The 14,718-nt window shown below is 68.2% G+C and carries 17 protein-coding genes and 1 pseudogene; 12 read left to right on the top strand and 6 right to left on the bottom strand.

Translation table 11 applies throughout. The features are described 5' to 3' along the window. The coding region (locus tag ACWC09_RS50610; RefSeq protein ID WP_450858864.1) for a VOC family protein at positions 1 to 497 on the bottom strand (497 nt) is incomplete at its 3' end. A gap of 253 nt (positions 498 to 750) precedes the next feature. Between ACWC09_RS50610 and ACWC09_RS50605 the strand changes: the two genes are divergently transcribed. The 4 genes from ACWC09_RS50605 (at position 751) to ACWC09_RS50590 (ending at position 3,444) form a co-directional block, all read left to right on the top strand. Continuing rightward, entirely contained in the window at positions 751 to 1,233 is a 483-nt protein-coding gene (locus ACWC09_RS50605; RefSeq protein WP_450858862.1) for a MarR family winged helix-turn-helix transcriptional regulator, read from the top strand. A gap of 97 nt (positions 1,234 to 1,330) precedes the next feature. After that, positions 1,331 to 2,374, top strand: a complete 1,044-nt coding sequence (locus tag ACWC09_RS50600) for a CE1758 family FMN-dependent luciferase-like monooxygenase (RefSeq protein WP_450858860.1) — start codon at positions 1,331 to 1,333, stop codon at positions 2,372 to 2,374. Between the two features lie 136 nt (positions 2,375 to 2,510). Then, entirely contained in the window at positions 2,511 to 2,873 is a 363-nt protein-coding gene (locus ACWC09_RS50595; RefSeq protein WP_450858859.1) for a DoxX family protein, read from the top strand. 142 nt (positions 2,874 to 3,015) lie between these two features. Further along, a complete protein-coding gene (locus tag ACWC09_RS50590) occupies positions 3,016 to 3,444 on the top strand; it encodes a DUF6069 family protein (protein WP_450858857.1) in 429 nt (142 codons plus the stop codon). Between the two features lie 1,075 nt (positions 3,445 to 4,519). Here ACWC09_RS50590 and ACWC09_RS50585 read toward each other — a convergent pair. Next, entirely contained in the window at positions 4,520 to 5,401 is an 882-nt protein-coding gene (locus ACWC09_RS50585; RefSeq protein ID WP_450858855.1) for a helix-turn-helix domain-containing protein, read from the bottom strand. 198 nt (positions 5,402 to 5,599) lie between these two features. Here ACWC09_RS50585 and ACWC09_RS50580 point away from each other — a divergent pair, with 198 nt between their 5' ends. The 3 genes from ACWC09_RS50580 to ACWC09_RS50570 all read left to right on the top strand — a co-directional run bounded on the left by ACWC09_RS50580 (position 5,600) and on the right by ACWC09_RS50570 (position 7,608). Then, a complete protein-coding gene (locus ACWC09_RS50580) occupies positions 5,600 to 6,265 on the top strand; it encodes an SDR family NAD(P)-dependent oxidoreductase (RefSeq protein WP_450858853.1) in 666 nt (221 codons plus the stop codon). A gap of 197 nt (positions 6,266 to 6,462) precedes the next feature. Then, a complete protein-coding gene (locus tag ACWC09_RS50575; protein WP_450858851.1) occupies positions 6,463 to 6,810 on the top strand; it encodes a cyclophilin-like fold protein in 348 nt (115 codons plus the stop codon). 30 nt (positions 6,811 to 6,840) lie between these two features. Next, positions 6,841 to 7,608, top strand: coding sequence for a glucose 1-dehydrogenase (locus ACWC09_RS50570; RefSeq protein ID WP_450858849.1), 768 nt, complete (start codon positions 6,841 to 6,843; stop codon positions 7,606 to 7,608). Positions 7,609 to 7,664: 56 nt separating this feature from the next. On the opposite strand, the pseudogene ACWC09_RS50565 reads toward ACWC09_RS50570, so the two are convergent. Further along, positions 7,665 to 7,949, bottom strand: a pseudogene (locus ACWC09_RS50565) (hypothetical protein); the annotation flags it as partial. Between the two features lie 60 nt (positions 7,950 to 8,009). Then, positions 8,010 to 8,948: an aldo/keto reductase gene (locus tag ACWC09_RS50560; RefSeq protein WP_450858847.1), complete on the bottom strand. Its 939-nt coding sequence runs from the start codon at positions 8,946 to 8,948 to the stop codon at positions 8,010 to 8,012. 108 nt (positions 8,949 to 9,056) lie between these two features. Between ACWC09_RS50560 and ACWC09_RS50555 the strand changes: the two genes are divergently transcribed. Further along, positions 9,057 to 9,689, top strand: coding sequence for a TetR family transcriptional regulator (locus tag ACWC09_RS50555; protein WP_450858845.1), 633 nt, complete (start codon positions 9,057 to 9,059; stop codon positions 9,687 to 9,689). 314 nt (positions 9,690 to 10,003) lie between these two features. On the opposite strand, the gene ACWC09_RS50550 is transcribed toward ACWC09_RS50555, so the two are convergent. Beyond that, positions 10,004 to 10,633, bottom strand: coding sequence for a TetR family transcriptional regulator (locus ACWC09_RS50550; protein WP_450858843.1), 630 nt, complete (start codon positions 10,631 to 10,633; stop codon positions 10,004 to 10,006). 125 nt (positions 10,634 to 10,758) lie between these two features. On the opposite strand from ACWC09_RS50550, the gene ACWC09_RS50545 reads away from it, so the two are divergent. Beyond that, the gene (locus ACWC09_RS50545) at positions 10,759 to 11,751 is read left to right on the top strand and encodes an aldo/keto reductase (protein WP_450858841.1); all 993 of its coding nucleotides are present in this window, start codon (positions 10,759 to 10,761) and stop codon (positions 11,749 to 11,751) included. 230 nt (positions 11,752 to 11,981) lie between these two features. Here ACWC09_RS50545 and ACWC09_RS50540 read toward each other — a convergent pair whose 3' ends face one another. Further along, the gene (locus ACWC09_RS50540) at positions 11,982 to 12,659 is read right to left on the bottom strand and encodes a hypothetical protein (protein ID WP_450858839.1); all 678 of its coding nucleotides are present in this window, start codon (positions 12,657 to 12,659) and stop codon (positions 11,982 to 11,984) included. A 215-nt stretch (positions 12,660 to 12,874) separates the two neighbouring features. On the opposite strand from ACWC09_RS50540, the gene ACWC09_RS50535 reads away from it, so the two are divergent. The 3 genes from ACWC09_RS50535 to ACWC09_RS50525 form a co-directional block, all read left to right on the top strand. Next, a complete protein-coding gene (locus ACWC09_RS50535; RefSeq protein ID WP_450858837.1) occupies positions 12,875 to 13,306 on the top strand; it encodes a Zn-ribbon domain-containing OB-fold protein in 432 nt (143 codons plus the stop codon). A gap of 55 nt (positions 13,307 to 13,361) precedes the next feature. Beyond that, the gene (locus tag ACWC09_RS50530; RefSeq protein WP_450858835.1) at positions 13,362 to 13,589 is read left to right on the top strand and encodes a hypothetical protein; all 228 of its coding nucleotides are present in this window, start codon (positions 13,362 to 13,364) and stop codon (positions 13,587 to 13,589) included. Positions 13,590 to 13,650: 61 nt separating this feature from the next. Further along, on the top strand, positions 13,651 to 14,718 hold a 1,068-nt coding region (locus ACWC09_RS50525; RefSeq protein ID WP_450858833.1), incomplete at its 3' end, for an acyl-CoA dehydrogenase family protein.

Genomic DNA, 14,718 nt, shown 5'->3' with positions numbered 1-14,718 from the left:
CGGTTGTCGGGGGCGCGGAAGAGCCGGAAGCGGTAGTCGCTGCCGCCGGCTCCGGCGTGGGGGACCACCTGGACGGTGGAGGCCCACTTGGCGCCGTTGGCCTGCAGAGCCTTCTCGGCGGCGTCCAGGTTGGTGGAGTCGAAGCCGATCGCTGTCGAGGTGGGGCTGGTGCGCCAGGGGTACTGGGGGGCCTTCGGTCCGTAGAGCTCGAACAGGTTGCCGTTGGGCGTGGTGAAGACGGAGAACTCCTCGGAGCTGTTCACCAGGTTCAGGCCGAGGGCTTTCTGGGCGAATTCCTTCATCGCGGGGTACTGCCGGGCGGTCAGGGCGACCGCCCCCCACTGCAGCCTGGTGGTACCCGCGTCAGCGGTGGGGGCCGTCCTCTTCGTGCTGGGACCGGTCTCGGTCGATGCCAGCGCCAGGGTGGTGGCCGTGAGGGATACGCCTATCACCAGCGCCCCTGCTATCACGGTGCGGCGTGTGAATGAAGTGGTCATGGAGGTGCTCCTGGAGGGTGGGGGTGGGGGGTTGGGTTGCGTTGTCATCGGTGGGTGTCGCCCCGTGCTGTGCCGCGGAGCCGACAAGATGCCGAATTCCATGACGAGCCCACTCCGGGCGACGCCCCACCGAATAGTTGATATGTGAACAACCTAGAGTCGAATTGGTATACGTGTCAACTACTTGTTGAGTGGCGACAGGTGTCCACCCCCGATTAGTTCACGCATGAACTAATCGGGATAGGATGGCGCGGTGAGCACGGAACACTGGAATGCGCGAGAGAGTCAGGCGTGGCGAGGTCTGCTGGATGCGCAGCGCCTGGTGCGCGAGCATGTCGAGAGGGATCTTGCGCGTGAGACGGACCTGTCCCCGCAGGACTACACGGTGCTGGTCGCGTTGACCGAGGCGCCGGAGGGGAGGATGCGCCCCACGGACCTTGCCGCGGCCATCAGCTGGGAGAAGAGCCGGCTGTCGAACCACGCGGTGCGCATGGAGAAGCGGGGTCTGGTGTCCCGCGAGGGGTATCGCGGTGACGGGCGCGGTTCTGTGGTCGCGGTCACCGATGCCGGGCGTGCGGCGATCCGGTCGGCGGCGCCGCTGCACCGCGCGCACGTGAGGAAGTACTTCATCGACGCGCTGACCGCAGAGCAGCAGGAGGCACTGATCGACATCTCTGCCAGCCTCATCCGGCATGTGACCGCTGCAGGTCGGGCCGAGGGGGCGGCCGACGGCTGATGCCCCTCGGGCATGTAGTTGACGCGTGTACTACCTCGAGGTTAGGTTGTACACGTATCAACTACTTGGCGGGTGTGCCCGCCCGGAAGGTCGCGTCATGGAGTTCGGAATTTTCGGCGTCGGGGACCTCTCCCCTCACCCGGTCACGGGGAAGACGGTCAGCGAGACCGAGAGGATCCGGGGCATCGTCCGCATCGCGCGGCACGCCGACGAGGTCGGCTTCGACGTCTATGCGATCGGCGAGCACCACAACCCGCCCTTCATCTCCAGCGCGGGCGCAGCGATCCTGGCCTCCATCGCCGCGCAGACGACGAACATCACTCTGTCGACGTCGACGACCCTGATCACCACGACCGACCCGGTGCGGATCGCGGAGGAGTTCGCCACCCTGCAGCACCTCGCGGGCGACCGGGTCGACATCATGCTCGGCCGCGGGAACACCCCCGAGGTCTATCCGTGGTTCGGCCAGGACATCCGCCAGGGCATCCCCCTGGCCATCGAGAACTACGCTCTGCTGCGCCGACTCTGGGACGAGGACGTACTCGACTGGGAGGGGAGGTTCCGGGCCCCGCTGCGGGGCTTCACCTCGATGCCCCGGCCGCTGAACGGCACCCCGCCGTTTGTCTGGCACGGCTCGATCCGCTCGCCCGAGATCGCCGAGCAGGCCGCGTACTACGGCGACGGCTTCTTCGTGAACAACCTGTTCATGACCATGGAGTACTTCAAGGACTTCGTCGACTACTACCGCGCCCGCTTCGAACACCATGGCCACGGCCCCGCCGTCGGCGCGATCGTCGGCGCAGGAGGCGGCGCCTTCGTCCGCAGGAACAGTCAGGACGCCGTAGCCGAGTACATGCCCTACTTCCGTGCGGGCAGCCGCTTCCACTCCGGCGACTTCGACCAGGTCACGAGGGAGACCGGGCTCACTGTCGGCAGCCCGCAGCAGGTCATCGAGAAGGTCCTCTCCTTCCCCGACTACTTCGGCCCGTACCAGCGCCAACTGTTCGGCCTGGACTTCGGCGGCGTCCCGGAGAAGACCATCCACGAACAGCTCGACCTGTTCGGCTCCGACGTTCTCCCCGTCCTGCGCCGCGAAATGCCCTCACCTCCGGCAGCCGGAAAGACGCGCACAGCCGCCTGAGCCGCAGCATTCCCGCCGCGCCACCGCCTCGCCTCCCCCTGCGCACTCGCCGTGCGCGGGTCGCCCCCTCCGCAGTGGCGTGGGGCACCCCGGTCCCCTCTCTCTTTCCGCATCCGACCTCACGGAGAACTACGCCATGACCATCGCCTTCTGGACAGTCGCCGGCCTCGGCATGCTCGTCTTCCTCGCCGCAGGCGGCATGAAGCTCGCCCTAAACCGCGCCGCCCTCAAAGAGGCCAACATGCCCTGGGTGGACGACTTCTCCGCCGGGTCCGTCAAGCTCATCGGCCTGGCCGAGGTGCTCGGTGCACTCGGTCTGATCCTGCCCGCCCTCACCGACACCGCGACCGTCCTCAGCCCGATCGCCGGCATCTGCCTCGCGCTGGTCATGCTCGGTGCCGTCAAGGTCCACACCCGCCGCAAGGAATCCCCGGCCGCGCCGGCGGTACTGGCCGTGCTCACCCTCACTGCCGCCGTCCTCGGCTTCGCCGCCCTGTAAGGCCGCGGGCGCGGGACCGTCGACGCATCCAAGTCGCCGGGCGGCTGCCCCACGCCACATCACACGGCACGTCTTCGCGCCCGCGACACACCCGAACTCCCCCCACGACGCCCGTCGTCCGACCTCCCGGAAAGAAGTCCGTATGTCCTCCGCTGTCTCCTCCCGCCCCCTGGCCGCTTTCGTCCGCACCGTCCTGTCGGCAGCCATCGCCGCGGCGGTCGCTGTCCTCGTGGCCTACTTCCTCTTCGACATGGCGGGAGCCGACTACACCGTCACCATGTCCGGCAGCCAGAGCACGGTGAACGCGCCGATGGCCGGCATCATGACCCTCCTGATGACCCTGGTCGGAGGCGGTATCGCCCTGGTTATCGCCCGGCGGACCGCACGGCCCGGGCGGACCTTCGTCCTGCTCGTGGCGCTCGCCGTCTTCGTGATGGCGGCAGGGCCCCTCACCTCCGCCCACCAGGGCCTGACCATCGCGGCCCTCGAAGTCCTTCACCTGATCGCGGCGGCGACCGTCCTGCTCATCGTCCTACCGCGCCTCGGCAACAGCCGGACTGCGTCATCCTGATACCCGCCGACCCAGGCAAGCCCCGTACACCAAGTCACGTTCACCGTGCTTGGTGTACGGTTCCTCGCTGTTCAGCTCCGGAATGTACGAACCCGCGCGCTTCCGTCTTCGATGTTCTGGAGGTGGCGGGGGTGTGGATCCGTTGCGCTCCCTGCCGCGAGCACCGTGCCGCCCTCGAAGACCTCATCGCCTGCTGCCGCAATCGGCTCGATGTCAGCCGTACCCTTCTGTCCGCGCTCCGTTCGGGACGCGTTCGGGACACAAGGAGCAGGAGCAACCCGACAAGGCCCAGAACGGATGGGCAACGGCACACCACATCTGACCTGGAAAGACGTCATGGATTGGCAATGATCAGCAAGAGCCGCCAAGATCCCCAAAGGACTCATAGTCCGTCGACCGTGGGTTCGAGTCCCACCCGCCCCACTGCGCAGGGCTTTGACCTGCGGAAACGTCTCATCTGGGGTGCGGATGCAGGACTTTGGGCTGCGGGGCCGAATCCGCTGCTCGTGAGTTCAACTCACCGACTTGGGTGATGAGACCTACGTCCTAGGCTGACCCGATCGACGGGCTGTGACCCAGGTCCATGCACAGTCAGGTGGACAAGCTCGCCCCTTGAATCAGGGATGGTGCTCCACCCCGGTACCCGGGCTGGAGCACCATCGCGTTGGTAAGGGAATCCGCTGTGCGAAGGGTCCAGCCCCTTGGCCGAACTGGGCGAACGCGGACTACTGCGGTTGTACGCGCCCTCTCGAAGGTGCTCAGGGGCCATGGAGGGGCCACAAGGACAGAAACAGATCGACAAGCTCGGGAGGGAACGGAAGGCTTCTGGAATCGGTGGGTCCCGCTACGGAGCCAGTTGCTTCGCGAGAAGGTCGGCCGCCTCTTCCTTTGCTCGCGGACCGCCGCCCTGATGCTCGCAGCCGTAGAACCGGGCCACCTGCACAGGCCCCGGCAGCGAGCGGGCGAGTTCGAGCCCGGTTGGTGGGGCGGGAGGGCTCACCTCGGGGCGGCGGCAGTTGGCCGTTGGGCGTTCATGGTGAGGTGGCCTGCTCGGCGAGTAAGGGCCCGACCGTGGTCAGGCGGGAGGGGGAGAGGCCGGCAGGTTCTGGTCGGTGGCCCAGGAGGCGAGGATGCGCAGCCGCTCGTGGGTGGGGGAGCCGGGTGCGGCCGTCCAGACGGTGAGGTGCTGGTCGGGGTCGGTGTTGGCGGTCAGGGTGTCCCAGTCCAGGACGAGTTCGCCGACCACCGGGTGGTTGAGGGTCTTCGTGCCCACCGTGCGGGCCGCGACCCGGTGGTCGCCCCACCACTGGGCGAACTGCTTGTCGCGCAGGGACAGTTCACCGACCAGCTCGATGAGGCGGGGGGCCTCGGGATACTGCGCGGCTTCCATCCGCAGCTGCGCCACGGCGAGCCGCGCGGATGTCTCCCAGTCGGCGTACAGGGTGCGCATGGCCGGATCCGTGAAGATGATCCGCGGGTAGTTGCGGTGCCTCTCCGGGATCCGGGAGAAGTCGGTGACCAATGCGGCGGCCAGCGCGTTCCAGGCCAGGATGTCCCCGCGTCGGCCCTGCACGATGGCGGGCGTGGCGGTGAGATCGTCCAGCACGCGCTGCAACTGCAGCTGGACCTTCTGCCGACCCCGGCTGCGGGCGCGAGTGGTGATCTTGCCGGCGAGCTGGAAGAGATAGCCGCGTTCGTCGTCGTCGAGATGAAGCACCCGGGCGAGCGTGTCCAGCACGGGCGCGGACGCCTGCATACGGCCCTGTTCGAGACGCGTGTAGTAGTCGGTGCTGATGCTGGCGAGCTGGGCGACCTCTTCGCGGCGCAGCCCGGCGACCCGGCGGGGGCCGCCGTTGTCGGGCAGGCCGACAGTGCGCGGGCTCAGCTCGGCGCGGCGCTTCCTGAGGAATTCTCCCAGCTCGTTGAGGGGAACATTGCCGGTCATGCGGCTCAGCATGACACCGAACGCACCTGAGGAAGGAGGGAGAGTTTCCACCCAGGATGTATCCCTCCCCGGATGTCTTTCTCCGCTTTTCGCTCTTGCCTCGAAGTGTGAGGCTCGACATGGAGCAGCCTGCCGCGGCGATCTCGAGCGCCGTGCCGGCAAGGTCCTCCCCAAGCCTGAGCTAAGCCCCTCCACCCACAAGGACTCACGATGACGACCTTCGCCCTCGTCGGAGCCGGCTCCGGCCTCGGGCTCGCCACCGCCCACTGCTTCGGAACCGCCGGCCACACCGTCGCCCTCGTTTCCCGCAGCGCCGAGAAGCTGGACGCACTGACCGCTGAACTGGCCCGCGACGGCATCCAGGCGGGGGGCTTCACCGCCGACGTCCTCGACGTCGAGTCACTGGAGGCGGCCCTGTACGCGGCGGCAGCCGCCCTGGGGCCCATCGAGATCCTGCAGTACAGCCCCGTGCCTCGCGCCGACTTCATGAAGCCGGTCCTCGGCACGACTGCCGACGGCCTCGACGCGCCCCTCGCCTTCTCCGTCAAGGGCCCGGTCACCGCGGTGAACGCCGTCCTGCCCGGCATGCGCCAACTCGGTCGCGGCACCCTGCTGTTCGTCAATGGCGGCAGCGCCGTACGCCCCCATCCCGACCGGGCTGGCACCTCGATCGCCTTCGCCGCCGAGAGCGCCTACGCCCACATGCTCCACGACGCCCTCGCCCCGGAGAACATCCACACCGCCCAGCTGATCATCCCCGGCGCCATCCGGCCCGACGCCGAACACAGCAGCCCTGAGGTGCTGGCCCATCGCCTGTACGACATCCACCTCAAGTGCGACGGCTTCCGCCACTACGCCGAGCACCTGCCCAACTGACGCCCCCGGAGGGTGCCGTGAGCCTGTCCACCCGTTCCAGCCTTGCCCGCGCCGTCCCGACCGCCTTACTGCTTGCGGTGACCGCCTGTACCGATGAGGTGGCCCCGTCCCCGTCTTCCGCGCCCTCCGCCACCGCGTCACAGCGAACGCCGGCGGCCACGGCACCAGCCTCACCGTCTGATGACAAGGGCACCGCCATGAATCTCCGGCTCACCATCGACGGCCATCGGGTCGACGCCACCCTGAACGACAGCGCCACGGCCCGCGACTTCGCAGCCCTGCTCCCGCTCACGCTGAACCTGGGCGACTTCCACGGGACGGAGAAGATCGCTGACCTGCCCCGTCGGCTGTCCACCTCGGGCGCCCCGGACGCCGCCGAAGCCAAGCCCGGTGACCTGGCGTACTACGCGCCCTGGGGCAACCTGGCCCTCTTCTACCGAGGCAGTGGCTCCAGCGACGCCGGCCTGATCATCCTCGGCAGCGTGCACGACGACACCGAACGCCTCGCCACCGCCACCAAGGTCACCATCGAAACTGCCTCCTGACCCGGCCCACGCTAAACGGGAGAAAGACACGTGAACCCCACCTACGACTTCACCGGCCAGGTCGCCCTCGTCACCGGCGCCGGCTCCGGCATGGGCCTGGCGACCGCCCGCGCCTTCGCCGAGGCCGGGGCCGCCGTCGCCCTCACCGACATCGACGAAGCCGCCCTGAACGCAGCCGTCAAGGAACTTACCGACTCCGGCCACCGAGCACTCGCCCTCACCTGCGACGTCAGCGACGAGGACCAGGTGGCGGCTGCGGTCGACCGGACCGTCGAGACGTTCGGGCGCTTGGACATGGCTTACAACAACGCCGGCATCCAGATCCCGCCCAGCGACGCCGCCGACGAACCCGCCGAGTGTTTCGACCGCGTCAACGCCATCAACCTTCGCGGCGTGTGGGCCTGCATGAAACACGAGCTGCGGCACATGCGCGCCCAGGGCAGCGGCGCCATCGTCAACTGCTCCTCGCTCGGTGGCCTGGTCGGCCTGCCCGGCCGTGCCTCGTACCACGCCTCCAAGCACGGGGTGATCGGCCTGACCACCAGCGCCGCCCTCGAATACGCCCCGCGCGGTATCCGCGTCAACGCCGTCTGTCCCGGCACGATCGACACCCCCATGGTCAGCGACATGATCACCAAGGGGGAACTCGACCGCGGCGAGGCCGAGGCCAACCAGCCCATCAATCGCCTCGGTAAGGCCGAGGAGATCGCCCAGGCGGTCCTGTGGTTGTGCAGCCCGGGAGCGAGTTTCGTCGTAGGCGTCGCCCTCCCCGTCGACGGCGGGTACGTCGCCCGATAACGACGTAGGGGCCGCCGTCACGCAACTGACGGCGGCCCCCGCGGCAGCGTCAGGTATCAGCAGACTGCGAAGGGATCGACCCCGTCGCATGCTTCACGCCGCGCGTCGGCGAGGCGGTCGTGGACCAGACGCGGCTCCACGTCGAAGGACAGGCATGCCCGATGGCGAGGGGTGAAGGCCGACCAGTTCGGCCGCGCCCGGGTCGAAGGGGACCCGTGGTGCGCGAACGCGGCGAACGAGTCCACCATCTTCGAGGACAGCGCCCGTGCCGTCGCGAGGTCGGCCGGCGCGGCACCGGTGAACGCGCCCTGCCCGAAGTTGCCGAAGGTGAACTGGACGTCGCTGCCGTGCGTGGTTCACGACGAACCAGCCGCTGAGCACGGATCCGTCGGGCGGGCGTGTCACATACCTCGCCCGCCGATGCCACCTTCGGGGGCGATCTCGTCGATGCGGGCAAGGTCGTCGGCGGTCAGCTCGAGGTCGGCGGCTGCGATGTTCTGCGCGACGCGCTCGGGGTTGCGCGAGCCCGGGATCGGGACGATGTAGTCCTTCTTCGCCAGCAGCCAGGCCAGGGCCAGCTGCGACAGGGTGACGTCCTTGCTCTCCGCGAGCTTGGTGAGCTCGGTGACGATGGAGAGGTTTTGGTCGAAGTTCTCCGGGGCCCACCAGGGAATCATCTGGCGGAAGTCGCTCGCGTCGTAGTGCTCGCGGGACTGGACGGCGCCGCTGAGGAAGCCGCGGGCGAGCGGGGAGTAGGCGACGAGTCCGATGCCGAGTTCCTCCAGCACGGGGAAGAACTGCTCGGAGTCGTGCGCGAAGATCGAGTACTCGTGCTGCAGGACCGAGATCGGGTGCACCGTGTGGGCGCGGCGGATCGCGTCGGTGTCGGTGTTGGACAGGCCGAGGTACCTGACCTTGCCGGCGTCGACGAACTCCTTCATCACACCGACCACGTCCTCGATCGGCACGCTCGGGTCGGGGCCGTGCTGGTAGAGCACGTCGATCACGTCGGTATTCAGGTTGCGGAGGCTGTTGTCGACGACCTCGCGGATGTGCTCCGGCCGTGAGTTCGGGGCGAAGGTCGGGGTGAGGCCGAACTTGGTCGCGATCGTCACCTCGTCGCGGATGGGGGCGAGGGCGTGGCCGAGCAGCTTCTCGCCCTCTCCCCAGCCGTACATCTCAGCGGTGTCGAAGTGGGTCACGCCCAGCTCGTGGGCGCGGCGGATCGCGGTGATCGACGCGGTGTCGTCCGAGGGACCGTAGCCGATGGCGGTGCCCATCGCGCCGTAGCCGAGCTCGGAGACGGTCAGGCCCTGGCGGCCCAGTGTGCGCTGTCGCATGAGGTGCTCCTGTTGGTACTGAATCAGACCGAACGTTTCGGTTCGACCATACGTCGGGCGAGTCGCCGTCTGCAAGACCGAACGGTTCGGTTAGGTAATCTGGGGTGCATGGTCCCCCGTAACAGCACCGACCCCACCAGCGATCGCATCGTCGCCGCGGCCACCGCCGAGTTCGCCCGCCACGGCATCGCGGGCGCCCGGGTCGAGCGGATAGCCAAGGCGGCGCGCACCGGCAAGGAACGCGTGTACGCGTACTTCCGCAGCAAGGAAGCGCTCTACCGGTTCGTCGCCGCCCGGGAACTCGCGGCCATGGCCGAGGCCGTCCCGCTGGACGCCACCGACCTTCCGGGCTACGCCGGCCGCGTGCACGACCACGCCGTCCAGCACCCCGAACGCCACCGGCTGATGATGTGGGGCCAACTGGAGCTCCAGCCCGGGCAGACGCCCGCCGACGACCCGTTCCAGGAGTCCCTGCGCCGCAAGATCGAGCAGCTGCGCAGGGCGCAGGAGGCCGGCCACCTCGATCCCGAGTGGGAGCCCGAGGACATCCTGGTCTTCGTCAGCCAGCTCGCCCTGTCGTGGGCAGGCCAGACCGACCTCACTCCCGTCGGCGAGGAACGCGACGCCTTCCTGGCGGCCCACCGGGCGGCCATCGTCGCCGCCGTCCAGCGACTGTTCCCCGCCGCCGTCGGCGATACAGCCCCAACGGCCGCCGATGCACAGAATCCTGACAACGTGTGAGCGTCTTCGACCGTCGCCAGAAGGTGGCGCCTGGGTGAGGCTGAGCAAGGCTTCGCGGATGGCGTCACGGATTTCCCGGCATGTGCGCAGTCGGCAGAACCGGGCCGCCGGAGTCGGAAGGGCTCGCGCGCTCTGTAGGCCGTGGGAGTGCGAGGACGCCGGCCGGAGCCGACCCCTCGGCGGCCTCGCCGGCCCTCACTGTGGTGATGGGCCCTGTCGCATGACCAATAGCGATGAGCCTGTGGCTCATGCTGCTTTCCTCGCGGACCGCGGCCCGGTGATTCTGCGCAGAGACGTTGCTGGTGTGGGTGGCCTCAGTGCGTCCGGGGGAACAACTTCTCGACTGCGGCAACGACGGCGGCGCGCCGGGCTGCTGGGGCAGGGTTCGCGGTGTGTTCTGTCGCGGCCTGGCTGAGTTCGGGTTGGGCTGCCCAGGTGGTGGCGATCTGGTTGATCAGGGCGAGGACGTCGGCCGGGTCCCAGGCGGGATCGAGCTGTCCCGCTTGCTGCGCCCGGCGGAGCTGGCCGATTTTGCTGGCGATGACCGCCTGAGTGGGATCGTCGGCGGCGACCCCGGAACCTGATAGTTCCAGGCGGCCCCAGGTGATCAGGCGGTGGTGGTCGGGGCGGGCGGTGAAGTAGTCGAACAGGCGGCCCGCGTAGCCGGGGAGGTCGGACGGGTCCATCTGCGTGGCCTCGGCGATCACGGCCAGTTCCCGCGCGGCGACGTGGGCGTAGAGCGCTTCCTTACTGCGGAAGTAGGCGTAGACGCGTTCCTTGCTGGTCCTGCCGAGTTTGGCGATGCGGTCCACACGGGCACCGGCGATGCCATGGCGGGCGAACTCCTCCAAGGCGGCGTTGAGGATCCGCTCCCGCGTTGTGTCGCCGCCGTCGGGAGCGGCTGTGGGCGCTGCGGTCTGGCCGGAGTCGAGAGGGTGGGACACAACCCCAGGATAAAGCACCGAACTGTTCGGTTTGACGTCAAGGGCTGTCCGATCGTAGGCTAAAACCAAACGGTTTGGTTTGACTCATTCGGAGTGGATCCGGCGAGTACTGAGGAAGTGAACTCATGCAGCACCGCAATCTGGGCTCTCAGGGCCTGCGCGTCTCGGCGCTCGGTCTGGGCGTGATGGGGATGACCATGGCTTACGGCGCCTCGAACGACGAGGAGGGCGTCGCGACCATCCGTCGCGCCCACGAACTGGGAATCGACTTCTTCGACACCGCCGAGCTGTACGGCCTCGGCATCGGTAGCAACGAGGCCCTACTGGGCAAGGCCGTCAAGGACTTCCGTGACGAGGTGGTCCTGGCCACCAAGTTCGGCTTCGACATGGCCGCCCAGCCGCTGGGTTCCGGGGTCGACAGCCGCCCGGAGAACATCCGCGAAGTCGCCGAGAACAGCCTTCGTTACCTGCAGACCGACCACATCGACCTCTTCTACCAGCACATCTCCGACCCCGACGTGCCTGTCGAGGATGTCGCGGGCGTGGTCGGCGAGCTGATCGCCGAGGGCAAGGTGAAGTACTTCGGCCTGAGCAACGTCGGCCCGCAGTACATCCGCCGCGCCCACGCCGTCACGCCGGTCACAGCGCTGCAATACGAGTACTCGCTCTTTGAGCGTGAGCTGGAAGAGAAGATCCTGCCGGTCCTGAGGGAGCTCGGCATCGGCCTGGTGCCCTACTCCCCGCTCGGTCGAGGCTTCCTGACCGGCGTGGTCAAGCCCGCCGACCAATATCCCGCAGACGACATGCGCAGCTGGGACGAGCGCTGGCAGGGCGAGAACTACGCCTATAACCTGCACGCCACCGACCAGCTCAAGAAGTTCGCCACCGCCAAGGGCCTCACCACCGCCCAACTCGCCCTGGCCTGGCTGCTCCACCAGGGCGAGGACGTTGTCCCGATCCCCGGCACGCGCAGCACCGTCCGCCTGGAGGAGAACGCCGGCGCCGCCGCCGTCGAACTCACCGACGCCGACCTGGGGCGCATCGCCGAGATCCTGCCTCACGGCTCGGCCGGCAGCCGCTACCCGGCCGCCATGCTGGCTGGCTTCTCCACCGACTGACCTCTGCCACCACTCCGCCGAGGAGAACCAACATCAGTGGTGCCATCCGCATGGCCAGGCTGGAGTCGTTCGTCAATCCGTGGACGCAGCCGACTGCATCGCCTCGAAGTACGCGGCAGGCACCGACGGCTGGGACCCGGTCTTCGGCCTGGGGTGACCGCACCGTCGGCGAAGCCGTGGGTCAAGCCCTACCCCCCACCTCGACCACGGTGTAGACCTGCGCACCGGGGTCACTTGTCGCAATGCGCGCCAAGGTCTCTGGAGTACTTGGCGACATTGCGCAGGGATTCGAGGCTCCTGCCGTTCTGGTTGGCCGGGGTAAGGAATTGGGAGTTCTTGTCGATCAGGCTCGTGAGATCTATCCCTGACGTGCGCGGAGCACGCAAGAGGGGGCACAAGAGGTAGTCGGACTGCGTGGTTTCGGCCCAGACCAGCACGGTGCCGAGCATGGTGCCGTACCGCGAGGTGAGCCAACTCGCCTGTGGCAGGCCGTCGCAGAGTTCGGTCCAGTCGGTGTGCGGCATCTGCCAGGTCGCCAAAGTACGTCGGCGGAGCCTGTAGTTGACGCGTCGGGGGAGTTCATCGAGATGACAGGCGAGTTGTTCGGCGACTTCCACGAAGCGGGACCACGGGATGGCGATTGTCGCGTACGGGAACTGCATGGCCGGGCGGACACCGCTGAGTGTTTCCGCCCTGACGCGGACACACTGGCGGCCGGTGCGGTAGGCGACGGCGCCGGTGTACCGGTCGTCGTCGACCGGATGCTGGTCCGCCCACGGTGAAGATCGACAGTGGGTCGCCGACACGACGACGTTGGACGGCGTCCGGCCGTCTTCCAACGGGAGCATCGCGGCAGAGGTGGTTGCCTGAAGCTTGCGCACCGCGTGCTGGAATGCCGCGGCGAGCACCCGGTCGACCCCGACCTGTCCCGGTGACCAGCTGGGCCCGGGGCTGAGGGTAGCGCGGGAAAACCCCGGTATGACCTCCGCTGATGGCGCGTTTCCCGCGCACAAAGATGCGTCAGCTCGTCGTTGACCAGCGATCTGGGGTGGGGCCAGGGTGATGGGGACAGGAGATTCCGATCACCTGTTTCCGGCCACCGAACTGCGTGCAGGAGGCTGCGGTGCTCCAGACACAAACCCGTGAACTCACCGAACTCGCCGACGACTCCGAAACGGCCGTCGAGGCGACCCCGGCGGGTATGCCGACCGCACCGGCGACCTGCCGCGAACTCTTCTTCCAGCGCTGCCTGTGGTGCGGCACCCCGGACTACCGACGCCCGTTCTGCCGAGCCTGCGGATCCGTGTCCTTCACTCTGGAGCGCAGCGCGGGTGCCGGAGCCGTCGTTCGCCGTAACGGCCACGCCCAGCACAATACGTGGTTCGTCGCGATGGACGAGGGCTTCAACCTGCTCTGCCAAGTCACCGGGACGGCGCCCGTCGTGGTGGCGGTGGGGGCACGGGTGACCGTCGTACAAGCCGTCGCGCCCATCGGCCGGGGCCTTCCCACCGTCCAACTCACCCACCCGGACCAGCCGTTGAAGCACTGGCGGTAACGGGATGCAGCGCCGACGACAGGACGTCAGGCGTGACGACCAGAGAGGAGGGTGAGTGAGCTCCCAGCATGACGTGCCGGACGGACCCTACGCCACCTTCCCGGCATCGTCGACATCCCCGCCGCTCCCGCCGACGGGGAAGGAAGCCGGCCATCCCGCCAGGTCGCACACCCCGCTGAGCGGGACACCCGAGCAGTACCACCTGCCCCCACCTCGTCCGGGCCAGCGCACCACGCAGATCCTCCACGGCCGGTCGGACCGGCCCGCCTGCGCCTCTGTGTGACCCGGAGAACCGCGACTGAACCAACCACCGACTTCCCAACCCTTATGACCAGGAGCCCATAATGAGTGGCAAGCCGCTGAAGGACCCTCTCGACCTGATCGACCTCTCCTCCACCCTCAGCGACGAGGAGCGCGAGATCCAGGCCACCGTCGCCAGGTTCCTCGCCGACCGGGTCCGCCCGCACATCGGCGAGTGGTTCGAGAACGCGCACTTCGCCCGCGAACTCGCCCCGGAACTCGGCAAGTTGGGCGTTCTCGGCATGCATCTGGAGGGGTACGGCTGCGCCGGCACGAACGCCGTGTCCTACGGTCTGGCCTGTCTGGAGTTGGAGGCGTCGGACTCGGGCTTTCGCAGTTTCGTCTCGGTGCAGGGTTCGCTGTCGATGTTCTCGATCTGGACGTGGGGTTCGGAGGAGCAGAAGCAGGAGTGGCTGCCCCGGCTCGCCGCCGGTGAGGCGATCGGTTGCTTCGGCCTGACCGAGCCCGACTTCGGCAGCAACCCGGCCGGGATGCGCACCCGCGCCGTCCGCGACGGTGGCGACTGGATCCTCAACGGCTCCAAGATGTGGATCACGAATGGCTCCATCGCCGATGTCGCCACCGTCTGGGCGCAGACCGAGGACGGCATCCGCGGCTTCCTCGTCCCCCGCGGCACACCCGGCTTCACCACCCGGGACATCAAGCAGAAGATGTCCCTGCGCGCCTCCATCACCTCGGAGTTGTCCTTCGACCATGTGCGGCTGCCCGACGCGGCCCGCCTGCCGCTCGCCGAGGGCCTGCGCGGACCGCTGTCCTGCCTGAACGAGGCCCGCTTCGGCATCCTGTTCGGCGTCGTCGGCGCGGCCCGCGACTCGCTCCAGGCGGCCATCGAATACGCCGACTCGCGCGTCCAGTTCGACAGGCCCATCAGCGCCTTCCAGCTCACCCAGAAGAAGCTCGCCGACATGAGCGTCTCCCTCGGCGCCGCCGCCCTGCTCTCCGTGCACCTGGGCCGGCTCAAGGACCAGGGCGGTATCCGCCCCGAGCAGATCAGCGCGAAGTGCCTGAGCTGTGCCGAGGATGCGATAGCGCACGGGGTCCATTGTCTCCGGTCGGGTCGGGGCCGGTCACGGGGTTCGGGTCGGCGGGGT

The organism is Streptomyces sp. NPDC001617 (genome assembly GCF_053596855.1).
This window is presented reverse-complemented; position numbering and strand designations above follow the sequence as displayed.

Coding starts and splice junctions, on each gene's coding strand:
- ACWC09_RS50575 (WP_450858851.1), top strand. CDS start 6,463: ATGAATCTCCGGCTCACCATCGACGGCCATCGGGTCGACGCCACCCTG.
- ACWC09_RS50585 (WP_450858855.1), bottom strand. CDS start 5,401: ATGCTGAGCCGCATGACCGGCAATGTTCCCCTCAACGAGCTGGGAGAA.
- ACWC09_RS50590 (WP_450858857.1), top strand. CDS start 3,016: ATGTCCTCCGCTGTCTCCTCCCGCCCCCTGGCCGCTTTCGTCCGCACC.
- ACWC09_RS50555 (WP_450858845.1), top strand. CDS start 9,057: ATGGTCCCCCGTAACAGCACCGACCCCACCAGCGATCGCATCGTCGCC.
- ACWC09_RS50595 (WP_450858859.1), top strand. CDS start 2,511: ATGACCATCGCCTTCTGGACAGTCGCCGGCCTCGGCATGCTCGTCTTC.
- ACWC09_RS50560 (WP_450858847.1), bottom strand. CDS start 8,948: ATGCGACAGCGCACACTGGGCCGCCAGGGCCTGACCGTCTCCGAGCTC.
- ACWC09_RS50580 (WP_450858853.1), top strand. CDS start 5,600: ATGACGACCTTCGCCCTCGTCGGAGCCGGCTCCGGCCTCGGGCTCGCC.
- ACWC09_RS50600 (WP_450858860.1), top strand. CDS start 1,331: ATGGAGTTCGGAATTTTCGGCGTCGGGGACCTCTCCCCTCACCCGGTC.
- ACWC09_RS50545 (WP_450858841.1), top strand. CDS start 10,759: ATGCAGCACCGCAATCTGGGCTCTCAGGGCCTGCGCGTCTCGGCGCTC.